Here is a 15,661-nt window from a genome sequence, read left to right as displayed (position 1 = left end):
CCCGGCCATCCGACGCACGCCGGGCCGGCCGGATCGGCCGCGGCCGGGTGACGGATGACTGTGTGCTGGGCCACACCGCCGTCCTAGGCTCGAGCGGCGACGGTGCCGGGACCCGGGGTCCCGCGCGTCCAGGGGCGCTCGCGGCGACACCGGGCACGGCCCGGCCCGCGCCGGCCCGCGGCAGGAACAACCGACGAGAACGGACCGAGATGACTGCGAAGAACCTCCAGGAGCTCCTGGACCAGAGCGGCGACACCGTGGGCCTGCTGCGCAACTCCCAGCTGGGCGCCTACATCTACCCGGTCGTCCCCTCCGAGTTCACCAACTGGCGGCGGGAGCAGAAGGCGTGGCAGGAGACCGCCGTGCTCTTCGACCAGTCGCACCACATGTTCAACCTGTTCATGCGCGGCCCGGACGCGATCAAGCTGATCTCCGACACCGGCATCAACAGCGTCGCCAACTTCCCGGTCGACATGGCCAAGCAGTTCGTGCCCGTCACCCCGGCCGGCAACGTCATCGGCGACGGCATCCTCTTCCACCTCGCCGAGGAGGAGTTCGTCTACGTCGGCCGCGCGCCCGGCGCCAACTGGCTGCAGTTCAGGGGCGAGACCGGCGGCTACGACGTGGAGATCCGCAACGACCCGCGGTCGCCGTCGCGCCCCTACGGCAAGGCCGTCACCCGCGACCTGTGGCGCTTCCAGATCCAGGGCCCCAACGCCTGGCCGATCATCGAGAAGCTCAACGGCGGCACGGTCGAGCAGCTGAAGTTCTTCCGCATGAGCACCATGACGATCGCCGGCGAGACGGTGCGCACGCTGCGGCACGGCATGGCCGGCGCGCCGGGCCTGGAGATCTGGGGCCCCTACGAGAGCTACGACCGGGTCCGCGAGGCCATCCTCGAGGCCGGCCGCGAGTTCGGCATGGAGCCCGTCGGCTCGCGCGCCTACTCCACCAACACCCTCGAGTCGGGCTGGATCCCCTCCCCGCTGCCGGCGATCTACACCGGCGAGGAGCTGCGCCCCTACCGCGAGTGGCTCGGCGCCGACAGCTACGAGGCCACCAACGCCATCGCCGGCAGCTTCGTGTCGAGCGACATCGAGGACTACTACACCAACCCGTGGGAGCTGGGGTACGGCTCCTTCGTCAAGTTCGACCACGACTTCGTCGGCCGGGACGCCCTCGAGGCCCTGGACAAGGACAGCCAGCGCCGCAAGGTCACCCTGGAGTGGAACTCCGAGGACCTGGCCAAGCTCCTCGCCAACCAGGTGGAGGACGCCCGGTACCAGTTCTTCGACCTGCCCAACGCCAACTACGGGTCGTCGAACTTCGACTCGGTGCTCGACGCCGACGGCACCGTGCTCGGGGTCTCGATGTTCACCGGCATCTCGGCCAACGAGAAGAAGGGGCTGTCGCTGGCGACCGTCAGCCCCGACGTCCCGCACGGCGCCGAGGTGCGCGTGGTGTGGGGCGAGCCCGACGGCGGCAGCCGCAAGACCACCGTCGAGCCGCACGAGCAGTTCGAGGTCCGCGCCATCGTCAGCCCGGTCCCCTACGCGAAGATGGCGCGGGAGACCTACCAGGGCGGCTGGCGCACCACCGGGCGCGCCTGACCGGTCCCCCCAGCACGCCGGCCGTGGCCGGGTGACGACGCCGTCGTCGCCCGGCCACGGCCGTGTCCGGACCCCGGCGGCCCAGCTGACGCCTACGTCACATGTCGCGCCGCGACCGCGCCCGGACGGACGTCGCGCGAGGTCATCGGGGTGATCCGCCGCACAGTCGCGCTCCCTAGCGTGGGGGCACGCCGCACGCAGGACGGCCCGGCGGGCCCCGCGGCGGTCCCCTGGCAGGAGGTCCTCCTGCCGCCCCGCGACGAGAGGCTCCCCGTCATGTCCACCGAGAGTCTGGCCGCGGCGCTCGCCCGCGCCGACGGCCCGGTCGAGCTGCTGCGCGACCTGGCCTTCCCGCCGAGCACCTTCCCGGTCCGGCCCGAGTTCACCAACTGGCGGTCCGAGCAGCGGTCCTGGCTGGAGACGTGCGCCCTGCTCGACCAGTCGCACCACATGACCGACCTGTTCATCGAGGGACCCGACGCGCTGCGCCTGCTCAGCGACCTGGCCGTCAACACGTTCACGGGCTTCGGGGTGGGCCGGGCCAAGCAGTTCGTCGCCTGCGACCCCGACGGCCACCTCATCGGCGACGCCATCCTCTTCCACCTCGAGGAGGAGCTGTTCGACCTCGTGGGCCACCCGATGGTCATCGACTGGGTCACGTTCCACCTGGAGCGCGGCGGCTACGACGCGGAGGTCGAGCGCGACGACAACTCCGTCGTGCGCAGGTCCGGCCCGCCGCGGTTCTACCGGTACGAGCTCCAGGGCCCGACCGCGCCCGCGCTGATGGAGACGGTCCTCGGCACCGCGGTGCCGGAGGTGCGGTTCTTCTCCATGACCGAGTTCTCCATCGCCGGCCGTCGCGTGCACGCCCTGCGGCACGGCATGGCGGGCCAGCCGGGGTTCGAGCTCTTCGGCCCCTGGGAGGACGGCGAGGCCGTCCTCGACGCCCTGCTGCGCGCCGGGGAGGACCACGGGCTCGTCCGGGTCGGGTCGAGGGCCTACTCGACCGCCAACCTGGGGTCGGGATGGGTCCCCGCCCCGCTGCCCGCGCTGTTCTCCGACCACCCGCTGATGCGGGAGTACCGCGAGTGGCTCCCCCTCGCGAGGGTGGGCTCCCTCGGCGGCAGCCTGCGCTCCGCGGACATCGCCGACCACTACCTGACGCCCTACGACATCGGCTACGGCAAGACGGTGCGGTTCGACCACGACTTCGTCGGCCGCGAGGCCCTGGAGCGCCTCGCGCAGACGGCCCCGCCGCGCACCAAGGTGACCCTGGTCTGGAACGCCGAGGACGTCACCGCGGCGATCGGCTCGCTCCTCCGGCCGGGGCCGGGCGCCAAGTACATCGAGATGCCCAAGGCCCGCTACGCCACCCACCACCAGGACGTCGTGCTCCGGGACGGGCGGCAGGTCGGCATCTCGCTGGACTGCGGCTACCTCGCCAACGAGCGCGAGATGGTCTCCCTGGCCACGGTCGACACCGCCCTCGCGGAGCCCGGCACCGAGGTCGTCGTCGTGTGGGGCGAGCAGCCGGTGTCGGCGAAGCCCGCGGTGGAGGAGCACGTGCAGGTCGAGATCCGGGCGACGGTCGCCCCGTGCCCGTACGACGCGCGGGACACCTACCGGTCCCGCTGACCGGGACATGACGGACGGCCCCCGTCCAGGGGCCCACCGCGAGCTCGCGAGCGGTGGGGAGGACGGGGGCCCTCCGTCAGGTGAGCTGCGGCGCCCGGTTCTCGAACAGCGCGAGGCCGGCGGCGGTGTTGGAGGCGGGCACGAAGTAGTCCGAGTGGACCTTGGTGATGCGCTCGTCCATCGCCCCGCGCATGACCAGCCACATGATCAGCTCGATGCCCTCGGAGCCGGCCTGCCGGATCAGCTCCTCGCGGGACATGGCGGCCAGGCGCGCGGGGTCGGTCTGGATCGCCTCCATCCACATGTGGTCGAAGTCCGGGTTGATGAAGCCCGCCCGGGCGCCGGCCAGCTGGTGCGACATGCCGCCGGTGCCGAGGACGCCGACGGTGAGGTCCTCGGGGTAGCTGCGGATCGCCCGCCCGAGCGCCTGCCCCAGCGCGTAGCAGCGCGCCGCCGTCGGCTGCGGGTACTGGATGACGTTGACCAGCAGCGGGACCACCGGGCACGGCCAGGCCTCGCCCGGGTCCGGCGTCCACACCGACAGCGGCACGGTGAAGCCGTGGTCGACCTGGAGCTCCTGGAAGACGGTGAGGTCGAACTCCTCGTCGACCAGGCTCTCCACGAGGTGCAGGGACAGCTCGGGGTGCCCGACGACGTCGGGGACCGGGCGCCGGCCGAAGCCCTCGTCGGCGACCTCGTAGCGCCCGGCGGTGCCCAGCCCGAACGTCGGCACGAAGTCGAGGTCGATGCCGTTGGCGTGGTCGTTGTAGACGACGATCGCGACGTCGGGCCGGTGCTCGGCCAGCCAGGCGCGGGCCGGGGCGTACCCGTCGAAGAGCGCCTTCCAGTTCGGGTCGTCGGTCTTCCCGCGGTCCATCGCGGCCCCGATCGAGGGCACGTGCGAGGTCGCGAGGCCCCAGATCACCTCAGCCATCGCGGCGGCCCCCCGCGCGCATCGCGGCGAGGAAGTCCTCCTCGCCCATGCCGGTGAACACGCCGCCGAGGTACTGCATCGACCGGCCGTCGATCATCGCCAGCTTGTAGACGTAGAAGATGCTGCCGCCGAGGTCGATCATCGCCTGCCAGTCGCGCTGGAGGACGGCCCGCTCCTGGTCGGCGCTCAGGCCGAACTCCCGGCAGTAGGCGGCCTCGTCGGCGGCGAAGCGCTCCCGCGCGTCGGCGTGGCGCAGGCTCATGAACAGCTTGTTCATGCGCAGCCCGCGGCGGCTGCTGTCGCCGTCGAACACGGGGGTCCCCGGCAGGTCCCGGCGTCCGGGGCCGGCGGAGGTGCTCATGGCCGTGGTTCCTCTCTCCCGTACCGGTGTGCGCGTCACGTCCGCTCCTGCGGGTGGGTGGCCAGCGCCTCGACGGAGACGTCGAGCCACGGGGCCATCGGCAGCGACATGAGCGCGTCGTGCAGGGCCGCCGGGTCCTCGGCCTCGTAGAGGCCGATCGTCGCGTTGCGCCCGGGCACCCGCCACAGCCGCTTGAGCACCCCGGCGGCGCGCAGCTCCATCGCGCGGGCGCGCTCGCCCGCCCGCAGCTCCTCCCGCCGTTCCGCCGGGGTGTCGGCCGGCAGCCGGTTCTCCGACCGGACCAGGAACTCCACGTCAGCCTCCTCCGCTGCCGCCCGGCACGGTGCCGGCGATCTCGATCAGCACCGCGGCCAGCTCGCCGGGCGCGGTCACCATCGCCTCGTGGCCGGTGGCGATCTCGTGCACCGGCCACCCGAGCGCGCGGGCGCGGTCGGCCTGGGCGGCGAAGACGCGCATCCAGTCGGTGCACTCGACGAAGGCCGCGGGCACGGCGTCGACCGCGCCGGTCAGCCGGAGCGGGTCGGTGTAGGTCTTCCACGGGTGCGGGGTGAGCCGCGGGGTGAGCCAGTCGACGTCGGCCTGCTCGGTCACGCCGAGCACCGAGAGCCTCCGCACCGGCACCAGCCAGCCGAAGCCCTGCTCGGCGGCCGACTGCGCCCAGTGGTGCTCCACGGTCTCGGGCAGCAGGTCGCGGGCGGCCTCGCCGTCGGCGCCCACGAAGGCGTCGAGGTGCACCCGGCGCGCGACCGCGCCCGGCCGGCGGTCGGCGACGGCGGTCACCACCTGGCCGGCGTAGCTGTGCCCGACCAGGACGACGTCGGAGAGGCCGAGCACGTCGATCAGCCGGACGACGTCCTCGACGTGCGTCTCCAGGCCCACCAGCGGCGAGAGCAGGTGCGCCCGCTCCGACAGCCCGGTCAGCGTGGGGGCGTGCACCTCGTGGCCGGCCGCGCGCAGCGGGCGGGCCACCCGGTCCCAGCACCAGCCACCGTGCCAGGCCCCGTGGACGAGCACGAACGTGGCCACGCTCCCCCTCCTCGTCGAGGTCGTCCGGGGGCTGCGTCCCCGCGGCCCACCACGCTAGGCAGACCGGCCCGGGGACGGATCCGTCCGATGTCACGGCCGCGCCACCGCCGCGGCGGGGGCCCGCTACGTCATCCGTCCCGGTCCTCCTCCTGCCGGGGCGGGTCTCACCGGGGCTGGACGAGGCCCTCCTTGACCGCGAGGAGGGCGGCCTGCGTCCGGGAGGTCAGGCCCATCTTGGTCAGCAGGTGGCTGACGTGCGTGCGGGCGGTCCGCTCGCTGATGACCAGGTGGCGGGCGATGTCCTTGTTGGACCGGCCCTCGGCCACCAGCACCAGCACCTCCTTCTCCCGCGAGGTGAGGGCGCCGAGGCCGCTGCGCGGGGCCCGCATCTCCTGGGTGAGCCGGCGGGTCACCGCCGCGTCGAGGAACACCTCGTCGCGGACGGCCGCGCGCAGGGCGGCGTCGACCTCGGCCGGCCCGGCGTCCTTGAGCAGGTAGCCCGAGGCCCCGCTCTCCAGCGCCGCGTGCACGCGCTCGGTCTCCCCGAAGCTGGTCAGGATGACGACCTTGAGGTCGGGGAACCGGCGCAGCACCTCGCCGGTCGCGGTCACCCCGTCCATGCCCGGCATCTGCAGGTCCATGAGGACGACGTCGGGCAGCTCGCCGTGCGCCGCGGCGCGCGCCAGCCGGTCGAGCGCCTCCTGCCCGTCGCCCGCCTCGGCGGCGACCTCGACGTCCTCGAGCGCCTCGAGGTAGGCCACCACCCCGCGGCGCACGACGGCGTGGTCGTCGACGACGAGGACCCGGATGGGATGCGGCGCGGTCACGGGGCGACCGTACGGTCGGCGGCCGGCGACGCGGGGAGCGAGGTCCGCAGCGGCAGGGTGAGCCGCACGGTCGTGCCCCCCGCCGCGGGCCGGCGCACCCGGACGGCGCCGCCCCAGCGGGCCGCGCGCTCGCGCATCACCGTCATGCCGAAGCCGCTGGACGTCGAGTCGCCGGCAGCGGGGGCGACGGCGGCGCTCCCGGCGGCGTCCGCGTCGGTCATCCCGCGCCCGTCGTCGGTCACCTCGGCGACCAGCCGCCGCCGGCGGCCACGTGGGCCCACGGTCAGCCGGACGGCGATCGCCGAGGCGTCGGCGTGCTTGACGCTGTTGTGCAGCGCCTCGGCGAGGACGCGGTAGACGTCCTCCAGGAGGTCGCCGTCCTGCGCGGACAGCTCGTCGCCGGGGTCGTCCACCCCGAGCGTGACGGCCACCCCGGTGCGGGCGGTCGTGGTGTCGACGAGCGACTGCAGCGCCGAGTGCAGCCCGTTCCCGGTCGTGGCGGCGGGCCGCAGCTCCACGACCATGCCGCGGAGGTCGGCCAGCACGGCCTCGGCGCTGCTGCTGAGGTCGTCGGCCACCTGGGCCACCCGGTCGGGGGTGGGCGGCAGCCCCCGCTCCACGAGCACCCCGAGCGAGCGGGCCTGCATCATCATCGAGAACACCTGCTGCACGACCGAGTCGTGCAGGTCGCGGGCGAGCTTCTGGCGCTCCTCGCGGCGGGCGACGTCCCGTTCCCGCTGCCGCTGCGCGGCGTGGTCGACGGCCATGGCCGCCTGCTCGGCCATGGCCAGCAGGAACTCCAGCTCGGTGTCGCCGACGACCTGTCCCGGCGCGTAGAAGGCGTTGAGGATGCCCACCGGCTCGCCGCGGGCCAGGAGCGGGACGCTGACGAACCAGTCCCACCGCGGGTGGCGCAGCAGCTCGTGCAGGGGCGCCCAGGCCGGGTCGCGCATCGTCTGGTCGTACCGGTCGGGCACCACGAGCGGCTCCCGGCGGCGCAGCGCCTCGAGCATCTTGAGCTCGGCGCCCAGGGCGTGGCACTCCATGAGCCGGTCGAAGAAGTCCGGCGCCCGCCCGAACCCCGCGGCGCCCATGACGTGCAGCCGGTCGCCGGAGGAGTTCACGGTGAGGACCTGCACGCCGGCGAGCGCGTCGGTGCGCGCCACCTCCTGCGCGAGCGCCTCGAGGGTGCCCACCAGCGAGCGCTTGGACGCCACGCTCGACGCGGCTTTCGCGATCGCCGCGAGCCGCCGCTCGCGCAGCCGGCTGAGCGTCACGTCGCGGAAGGAGACGACCCAGCGCCCCTCCCCCGGCACCGGGGCGAGCACGTAGGCGAACTCCCGCCGCTGCCCGGGGGCCGGCTCCCACGCCACGGTCAGCTCGCCGGGCCGGGCGGCGGCGGGGTCGCCGGGCACCGGGAACGGGGACGGGGCGCCGGCGACGGCGTCGGGGTCGAGGCCGCACAGCAGCACCGCCGCGGGGTTGGCCTCGACGAAGCGGGCCTCCCCGTCGACCACCGCCAGGCCGTCGGGGGCGCGCCGCACCACCTCCTCGGCGGAGGTGACCGCGCCCGCGACGGGAGCTCCTCGTCGCACCTCGTCCTCCTCCCCGCCCGGGCGTCCCGGGTCGCCCGTGACGTGGCTCACCACACGGGAATGCTGACACGCCGGCCCGCGGCGGGAACGGCCCGCGGCCCCGGGAGGCCCCGTGAGGCCCCGGCGCCACCCGTCCGGGCCGGCCGACCGCGACGATTGACCCATGCCGGGCTGCCGATCCGGCCCCCGAGGTGCCGTCATGGCACCGTGCCCGGCCCGGCGTGGCGCAGGTCACGATGGTCGACGGCAGGTTCGGCCCCACCGTCGGAGGAGAGACCACGTGAAGCGCTCGCTGGCCGTCCGGGACACGACCACGCGGGCCACGCTGCGGCACGCCTTCCAGGGCCTCGGCTACGAGGTGATCCCGTTCAAGAAGACGCAGGAGGCGGTCCTCGCGCACGTCCCGGAGGACGTCCGGCTGACGGTGACGGCCTCCCCCGCCAAGGGCCAGGACGCGACCGTGGACCTCGCCGTCGCGCTCGCCGCGCACGGCTACTCGGTGGCCCCCCACCTGTCGGCGCGCCAGGTCCGCGACCGCGCGCACCTGGCCGACGTCGTGGCCCGCTGCCGGGAGGCCGGCATCACCGACGTCTTCGTCGTCGGGGGTGACCCGACCGAGGACCCCACCGACTTCCGGCACGCCCACGACCTGCTCGTCGCCCTGCACGAGCTCGACCACGGCTTCACCGACATCGGCATCGGCGGGCACCCCGAGGGCCACCCGAGCGCGTCGGAGGACGTCATGTTCCAGGCGCTCGTGGACAAGGCGCCGCTGGCCACGCACATCGTCACCCAGATCGTCTTCGACCCGGCGGCCATCCTGCGCTGGGCGCGGGAGCTCAAGCGCCGCGGGATCGACCTGCCCGTGCACGTCGGCGTCCCCGGCGCGGTGCACCGGCAGAAGCTGATCCGGGTCTCCGGCGGGCTGGGCATCGGCGAGTCGGCGAAGTTCCTCAAGAAGCAGCAGAACCTGCTCTGGCGCTTCTTCGTCCCCGGCGGCTACAGCCCGGACAAGATCATCAAGGGGCTGGCCCCGCACATCGGGAAGCCGGACAACGCCATCGAGGGCTTCCACGTGTTCACCTTCAACGACCTCGAGCCGACCGAGGCGTGGCGCCGGCGGGTGCTGGCCGACCTCGCCTGACCCCACCGCCTGACCTCACCGCCACACGACGGCGCACGACGCCGTCCCCGGCCGGCGCGACCGCCCGGCCGGCCCCTCCGGGAGGAGCGCAGTGACCGCACGGGTGATCGACGGGACCGCCGTGGCGCGCCGGGTGCGCGGCGAGGTCGCCGCCGGCGTGGCGCAGCTGGTCGCCGCGGGCGGCACCGCCCCGGGCCTCGCGACCGTCCTGGTCGGCGACGACCCCGCGTCGGAGGTCTACGTCCGCAACAAGCGCCGGCTGTCGGCCGAGGCGGGGATGGCGGACCTGCACCGCCACCTGCCCGCCGACGCCGACCAGGAGACCGTGGCCGCGCTCGTGGACGAGCTGGCCGCCGACCCGGCGGTGTCCGGCATCCTGCTCCAGCTGCCGCTGCCGGCCCACCTCGACGCCGACGCCCTGGTCGCCCGCATCCCCGCGGCGAAGGACGTCGACGGGCTGACGACGGACAACGCCGGCCTGCTCGCCCAGGGCCGGCCGGGGCTGCGCCCGTGCACGCCGGCCGGGGTCATGGCGCTGCTCGACGAGTACGAGGTCCCCCTCGCGGGCGCCGAGGCCGTCGTCGTCGGCCGGTCGGTGCTGGTGGGCCGGCCCATGGCGCAGCTGCTGCTGGCCCGCAACGCCACCGTGACGATCTGCCACTCCCGCACGCGCGACCTCGCCGAGGTGTGCCGGCGCGCGGACGTGCTCGTCGTCGCGGCCGGCATCCCCGGCCTCGTCGGCGCGGACGCCGTCAAGCCCGGCGCGGTCGTCGTCGACGTGGGCATCCACCGCGGCGCGGACGGGCTGCGCGGCGACGTCGAGTCCGCGGCGGTGGCCGAGGTCGCGGACGCGCTCACCCCGGTGCCCGGCGGGGTGGGGCCGATGACCATCGCCATGCTGCTGGCCAACACCCTGACCGCGGCGCGGGTCCAGCAGGGGGTCCCGGCCTGATGCCCGCGCCCTGGGCACGGTTCGACGACCTGCGCACCGGGGAGGCGCTGCGCTTCCCGCCGCCGTCGCGGGTGCTCACCGCGGTCTCCCCCGACGAGGTCGCCGGCGTGCTGCGGGAGGTGCACGACGCCACGCAGGCGGGCAGCTGGGCCTACGGGTACGTGGCCTACGAGGCCGCCTCCGGCCTGGACCCCCGGCTGCCGGGCCGCCCCGCCGACCCCGGCGGGCCGCCGCTGGTGTGGTTCGGCCTGTGCGGCGAGCCCACCCCGGTCGACCCGGTGCGGCCCCCGGCCGACGCCGCTCCCGCAGGCCCCGCGTGGCGGCCCGACCGGACCGACGCCGAGCACGCGCGCGCCGTCGCGGTCGTCCGCGAGCACATCGCGGCCGGTGAGACCTACCAGTGCAACCTGACCGACCGGCTGCGCTCCCCCGCCGCCGGCGATCCCGAGGCCCTCTACGCCCGGCTGGCCCTCGCCCAGCGCGGCGCGCACAACGCCCTGCTCGACCTCGGCCGGCACGTGGTGGCCAGCGCGAGCCCGGAGCTCTTCCTCGAGTGGACCGGCGACGTCGTCCGGACCCGCCCGATGAAGGGCACCGCCGCGCGCGGCCGCACCACCGCCGAGGACGGCGAGCGCAGCCGCGCGCTGCGGGCCAGCGCCAAGGAGCGCGCCGAGAACCTGATGATCGTCGACCTCCTCCGCAACGACCTGGGCCGGGTGGCCGAGGTCGGCAGCGTGGTGGTCGACGAGCTGTTCGCCCTCGAGCGCTACCCCACCGTCTGGCAGATGACCTCGCAGGTGAGCGCCCGGGTGCCCGCCGGGACCACGCTGCTGGACCTGTTCACCGCGCTGTTCCCGTGCGGCTCGGTCACCGGCGCGCCCAAGCGGCGCACCATGCGGCTGATCGAGGAGCTGGAGCCGGCCCCGCGGGGCGTGTACTGCGGCGCCGTCGGCCTGGTCGGCCCGCCCTCGGCCCCGGTCCGGGCGCGCTTCTCCGTGGCCATCCGCACCGCCGTCGTCGACCGCGTCACCGGCGGGGCCGTCTACGGCGCCGGCGGCGGCATCACCTGGGACTCCGACCCCGCCCGCGAGCGGGCCGAGCTGCACGCCAAGGCCGCCGTCCTCACGCACGACGTCACCGAGCACCGGCTGCTCGAGACGCTCGCCCTCACCGCCGGCGGCGAGCTGCGCAACGCCGGGCGGCACCTCGCCCGGATGGCCGACTCGGCCGGCTGGGCCGGGTTCCGCTTCGACGCCGCGGCGGCCCTCGCGGCCCTGCGCCGCGCGGTGGAGGGGCGCACCGCGCCGGCGCGGGTCCGGCTCCTGCTGTCCCGCGACGGCACGCTCGACGTCGAGCTGGGGCCCCCTCCGCCGCCGCCCGCCGGGGCCGTGCGGCTCGCGCTGAGCGACGACCCCGTCGACGAGGACGACCCGTGGCTGCAGCACAAGAGCACCCGCCGCGACGTCTACCTGACCCGGGCGCTGCGGCACCCGGAGGCCGACGACGTCGTCCTGGTCAACCGGCGCGGCGAGCTCACCGAGACCACCACCGCCACCCTGGCGCTGCGCCTCGGCGGCCGGTGGTGGACCCCCCCGACCTCCTCCGGCTGCCTGCCCGGCGTCGAGCGGGCGCGGCTGCTGGAGCGGGGCGAGCTCACCGAGCGGGTGCTCACCGTCGCCGACCTGCACGCCGCCGAGGAGGTCGCGCTGCTCAACTCGCTGCGCGGCCGGCGCCCGGCGCACCTCGTCCCCGCCCCGGAGCCGGCGGGAGCCGCGTCGACGGGCGGCCGCCCGTGAGCGCGGGGACCTCGCTCGGCGCGGCGGCCCGCGAGGTCGAGCGGGACCTGCTCGCCCGGTGGCCGGAGAGCCGGCTGGAGCCGTCGCTGGACCGCATCCGGGCGGTCACCGACGCGCTCGGCCGGCCGCAGTCGGCCGTGCCGGTCGTCCACGTCACCGGCACCAACGGCAAGACGACGACCGCGCGGGCGGTCGACGACCTGCTCCGCGGCGCCGGCCTGCGGGTCGGGCGCTACACCAGCCCGCACCTGGAGTCGGTGCGCGAGCGGATCGTCGTCGACGGCGTCCCCGTCGACGAGGACGGCTTCGCCGCCGTGCACGCCCGCCTCCGGCCGGTGCTCGCGCGCGTCGAGGACCGCTGCGGGCGGCTGTCGTTCTTCGAGGTGCTCACCGCCATGGCGTTCGAGGTGTTCGCCGGCGCGGGCCTGGACGCCGTCGTCCTCGAGGTGGGCATGGGCGGCACCTGGGACGCGACCAACGTGGCGGACGGGACCGTCGCGGTGGTCACGCCGGTCTCCCTGGACCACACCGAGTACCTCGGGCCCGACGTGCGGACGATCGCCGGCGAGAAGGCGGGCATCGTCAAGCCGGGCGCCGTGGCCGTGCTCGCCGACCAGCCGCCGGACGCGCGCGCGGTCCTGCTCGCCCGCGCCCACACGGTCGGCGCCACGGTGCTGGACGCCCGCCGGGCCACCCGGGTGCTGCACCGGGTGCCCCGCGAGGACGGCCAGCTGCTCGACCTGCGCGGTGAGGGCGGCGACCACCGCGGCCTGCACCTGCCCCTGCTCGGCGCGCACCAGGCCGGCAACGCGGCCGCCGCGGTCGTCGCCGCCGAGGCGTTCCTGCACCGCGCGGGCCGCACCCTGCCGGCCGGGACCGTCCGCGCCGCCCTCGCCGGCCTGACCTCGCCGGGCCGGCTGGAGACCGTCCGCACCTCCCCGCGGGTGTGGGTGGACGCCTCCCACAACCCGGCGGGCACGGCGGCGACGGTCGCCGCCGTCCGCGAGCTCCCCTCGGTGCGGCGCCTCGTCGTCGTGCTGGCCGCGCTGGACGGCAAGGACGTCGACGGCATGCTGCGGGCCCTGCGCGGCGCCGCGGACGAGGTGGTGGTCACCGAGACCACGTCCCCGCGCCGGATGCCGGCCGCCGCCCTCGCCGCGCGCGCCGCGGCCGTCCTCGGCGCCGGGCGGACCACCCTCGAGCCGGAGCTGCCGGCGGCCCTCCGGGAGGCGCAGCGCCGCGCGGGCGGCGCCGCCGGCACCGCCGTCCTGGTCACCGGCAGCGTCGTCACCGCCGGCGAGGCGCGCAGCCTCCTGCGCGCGGGGCCGCGGGACCCGGAGGTCCGGCCGTGATCGCCCGGCCCGGCCGCTGCGTCGTCATGGGCGTCCTCAACGTCACGCCGGACTCCTTCTCCGACGGCGGCCGGCACGCCACCACCGAGGCCGCCGTCGCGCACGGGCTGGCCCTGGCGGCCGCGGGCGCCGACCACGTCGACGTGGGCGGCGAGTCCACCAGGCCCGGCGCCGGGCGCGTGGACGCCGGGGAGGAGTGCCGCCGCGTCCTGCCGGTGGTCGCCGCGCTCGCGCGGCACGGGGTCGCGGTCAGCATCGACACGACCCGCGCGGCGGTGGCGACGGCGGCCCTCGAGGCGGGCGCCGCGATGGTCAACGACGTGAGCGCGGGCCTCGCGGACCCGGACATGGCCCGCGTGGTCGCCGACGCCGGCGTCCCCTGGGTGCTCATGCACCGGCGGGGCGAGAGCCGCGACATGTACGCGGAGGCCTCCTACGGCGACGTCGTGGCCGACGTGCGGCGGGAGCTGTGCCGGCGCGTCGACGCGGCGATGGCCGCGGGCGTGGGGGCCGACCGGATCGTCGTCGACCCCGGCCTCGGCTTCGCGAAGCTGCCCGCGCACGACCTCGCGCTGCTGGCCGGGCTGGACCGGATCACCGACCTCGGCTTCCCCGTCCTGGTCGGCGCGTCCCGCAAGCGCTTCCTCGGCGCCGTGCTGGCGGCGCCCGGCGGGCCCCCGCCGCCTCCCGGCCGGCGCGACGCCGCGACGACGGCCACCACCGTGCTGGCCGCCCGCGCGGGCGCCTGGGGCGTGCGGGTGCACGACGTGGCGGCGAGCGCGGACGCGGTCCGCGTCGTCGCGGCCGTCGACAGCGGGCGCCCGGCTCCCGATCCTCGACCGCACACCCCCCACGACGGACAACCAGGAAGGGATCGATCCGCATGACGAGCACGATCGACACGTCGGCCCCGGTCACGACGGGGCTCTACATCGGCGGGCAGGCACGGTCCACGGCGGAGGTGCTCGAGGTCGTCGACCCGGCCCGGCCGGGCGTCGTCGTCGGTACCGCGGCCGCGGCGACCTCGGAGGACGTCGCCGACGCCGTCGCGGCGGCCCGGTCGGCCTACCCGGCCTGGTCGCGCCTGCCCGCGACCGAGCGCGCGGCCGCCATGGCCGCCGCGATCGAGGGCCTGGCCGGCGAGCGGGACGAGGACGCCCGCGTCCTGTCGCTGGAGAACGGCAAGATCGTCCACGAGGCCTGGGTGGACGCCCTGGTGTTCGAGATCCGCTGGCAGCTCGCGCTGGCCCTCGCCGACGAGGTGGAGGCGACGAAGGTGCTGCCCCCGGCGCCGGGCATCCCCGTCCAGACCACCGTCGCCCACCAGCCGCTCGGCGTCGTGACGATCATCGTGCCGTTCAACTGGCCGATCGCCATCCTCGCCGCGTCGCTGCCGCACGCGCTGCTGGCCGGCAACACCGTGATCGTCAAGGCGCCGCCGTCGACCCCGCTGGCCACCACGCGGCTGGTGCAGCGCGTCGCGGAGAAGCTGCCGCCGGGCGTGCTCAACGTGGTCACCGGCCGGGACAGCGACATGGCCGGCCTGATCGAGAACCCCGCCGTCGCGAAGGTCTGCTTCACCGGCAGCGTCAACGGCGGCAAGAAGATCATGGAGCTGGCGTCGCGGAGCCTGACCCGGGTCACCCTCGAGCTCGGCGGCAACGACCCGGCGATCATCCGGGCCGACGCCGTGCTGGACGACGAGCACCTGGACCGGCTGTTCAGCGCCGTCTACGACACCACCGGCCAGATCTGCATGAACGCCAAGCGGATCTACGTGCACCGGTCGCGGATGGACGAGCTGGTGGCCGGCCTGTCGGCCCGGCTGGAGCGGACCGTCCTCGGCCACGGCCTGGACGAGGGCACCACGATGGGCCCGCTGCACCAGCCGGCGCAGAAGGCCTTCGTCGCCGAGATCATCGAGGAGGCGAAGGACTCCGGGGCGACCGTGCTGGAGTTCGGCGAGCTGCCCGGCGGGGAGTTCGCGGAGGGCAACTTCCTCCGCCCCGCCGTCGTCGTCGACCCCGACCCGTCGCTGCGCGTGGTCACCCAGGAGCAGTTCGGCCCGGTCATCCCGGTGCTCCCCTTCGACGACGACGACGAGGCGGTCCGCCTGGCCAACGACACGTGGGCGGGCCTGTGCGCCTCGGTCTGGACGGCGGACAGCGACGCCGCCAACCGGATCGGCGGTCAGCTCGAGTGCGGCTACGTCTGGGTGAACGACCACGGCGCGGCCCGGCTGGACCTGCGGGCGCCGTTCGGCGGCATGAAGTCCTCGGGCATGGGCCGGGAGCAGGGCATCGAGGGCGTCCGGGCCTTCCAGGACACCCGGTCGATCGCCCACGGCGCGGACGAGACCCGCGAGGCCGGGGCCGCGCACTGAGTCGCGCCGGGCCGGCGGCGCGTCC

At 75.6% G+C, this 15,661-nt stretch carries 14 protein-coding genes; 8 read left to right on the top strand and 6 right to left on the bottom strand.

From position 1 onward, the window contains the following. Positions 1-209 precede the first annotated feature (209 nt). Positions 210-1,610, top strand: coding sequence for a vanillate/3-O-methylgallate O-demethylase (gene ligM, locus ACI79X_RS15460; protein WP_457026299.1), 1,401 nt, complete (start codon positions 210-212; stop codon positions 1,608-1,610). A gap of 276 nt (positions 1,611-1,886) precedes the next feature. Continuing rightward, positions 1,887-3,245, top strand: coding sequence for an aminomethyl transferase family protein (locus ACI79X_RS15455; RefSeq protein WP_457026298.1), 1,359 nt, complete (start codon positions 1,887-1,889; stop codon positions 3,243-3,245). A 76-nt stretch (positions 3,246-3,321) separates the two neighbouring features. On the opposite strand, the gene ACI79X_RS15450 is transcribed toward ACI79X_RS15455, so the two are convergent. From ACI79X_RS15450 to ACI79X_RS15425, 6 genes are all read right to left on the bottom strand, one after another. Beyond that, complete coding sequence (locus ACI79X_RS15450; RefSeq protein ID WP_457026297.1) at positions 3,322-4,179, bottom strand: class III extradiol dioxygenase family protein; 858 nt, start codon at positions 4,177-4,179, stop codon at positions 3,322-3,324. Then, the gene (gene ligA / locus ACI79X_RS15445; RefSeq protein WP_457026296.1) at positions 4,172-4,540 is read right to left on the bottom strand and encodes a protocatechuate 4,5-dioxygenase subunit alpha; all 369 of its coding nucleotides are present in this window, start codon (positions 4,538-4,540) and stop codon (positions 4,172-4,174) included. Before ligA ends, ACI79X_RS15450 begins: the two co-directional genes overlap by 8 nt. 35 nt (positions 4,541-4,575) lie before the next feature. Further along, positions 4,576-4,854, bottom strand: coding sequence for a muconolactone Delta-isomerase family protein (locus ACI79X_RS15440; RefSeq protein ID WP_457026295.1), 279 nt, complete (start codon positions 4,852-4,854; stop codon positions 4,576-4,578). A 1-nt stretch (position 4,855) separates the two neighbouring features. Further along, complete coding sequence (locus ACI79X_RS15435) at positions 4,856-5,587, bottom strand: alpha/beta fold hydrolase (RefSeq protein ID WP_457026294.1); 732 nt, start codon at positions 5,585-5,587, stop codon at positions 4,856-4,858. A gap of 164 nt (positions 5,588-5,751) precedes the next feature. After that, entirely contained in the window at positions 5,752-6,414 is a 663-nt protein-coding gene (locus ACI79X_RS15430; RefSeq protein ID WP_457026293.1) for a response regulator, read from the bottom strand. After that, positions 6,411-8,009 (bottom strand): ATP-binding protein, encoded by a 1,599-nt coding sequence (locus tag ACI79X_RS15425; RefSeq protein ID WP_457026292.1) that lies wholly within the window; start codon positions 8,007-8,009, stop codon positions 6,411-6,413. The genes ACI79X_RS15430 and ACI79X_RS15425 overlap by 4 nt, the downstream gene beginning before the upstream one ends. A 280-nt stretch (positions 8,010-8,289) precedes the next feature. On the opposite strand from ACI79X_RS15425, the gene ACI79X_RS15420 reads away from it, so the two are divergent. The 6 genes from ACI79X_RS15420 to ACI79X_RS15395 all read left to right on the top strand — a co-directional run bounded on the left by ACI79X_RS15420 (position 8,290) and on the right by ACI79X_RS15395 (position 15,636). After that, positions 8,290-9,153 (top strand): methylenetetrahydrofolate reductase, encoded by an 864-nt coding sequence (locus tag ACI79X_RS15420; protein ID WP_457026291.1) that lies wholly within the window; start codon positions 8,290-8,292, stop codon positions 9,151-9,153. 91 nt (positions 9,154-9,244) lie between these two features. After that, positions 9,245-10,105 (top strand): bifunctional methylenetetrahydrofolate dehydrogenase/methenyltetrahydrofolate cyclohydrolase FolD, encoded by an 861-nt coding sequence (gene folD, locus ACI79X_RS15415; RefSeq protein WP_457026290.1) that lies wholly within the window; start codon positions 9,245-9,247, stop codon positions 10,103-10,105. Then, a complete protein-coding gene (gene pabB / locus ACI79X_RS15410; RefSeq protein ID WP_457026289.1) occupies positions 10,105-11,901 on the top strand; it encodes an aminodeoxychorismate synthase component I in 1,797 nt (598 codons plus the stop codon). The genes folD and pabB overlap by 1 nt, the downstream gene beginning before the upstream one ends. Next, on the top strand, positions 11,898-13,253 hold the full coding sequence (locus ACI79X_RS15405; protein ID WP_457026288.1) for a bifunctional folylpolyglutamate synthase/dihydrofolate synthase: 1,356 nt from the start codon (positions 11,898-11,900) through the stop codon (positions 13,251-13,253). Before pabB ends, ACI79X_RS15405 begins: the two co-directional genes overlap by 4 nt. After that, entirely contained in the window at positions 13,250-14,140 is an 891-nt protein-coding gene (folP, locus tag ACI79X_RS15400) for a dihydropteroate synthase (RefSeq protein ID WP_457026287.1), read from the top strand. Before ACI79X_RS15405 ends, folP begins: the two co-directional genes overlap by 4 nt. Continuing rightward, a complete protein-coding gene (locus ACI79X_RS15395; RefSeq protein WP_457026286.1) occupies positions 14,137-15,636 on the top strand; it encodes an aldehyde dehydrogenase family protein in 1,500 nt (499 codons plus the stop codon). Before folP ends, ACI79X_RS15395 begins: the two co-directional genes overlap by 4 nt. The last annotated feature ends 25 nt before the right edge of the window (positions 15,637-15,661 follow it).

The organism is Geodermatophilus sp. SYSU D01119 (assembly GCF_054049975.1).
This window is presented reverse-complemented; position numbering and strand designations above follow the sequence as displayed.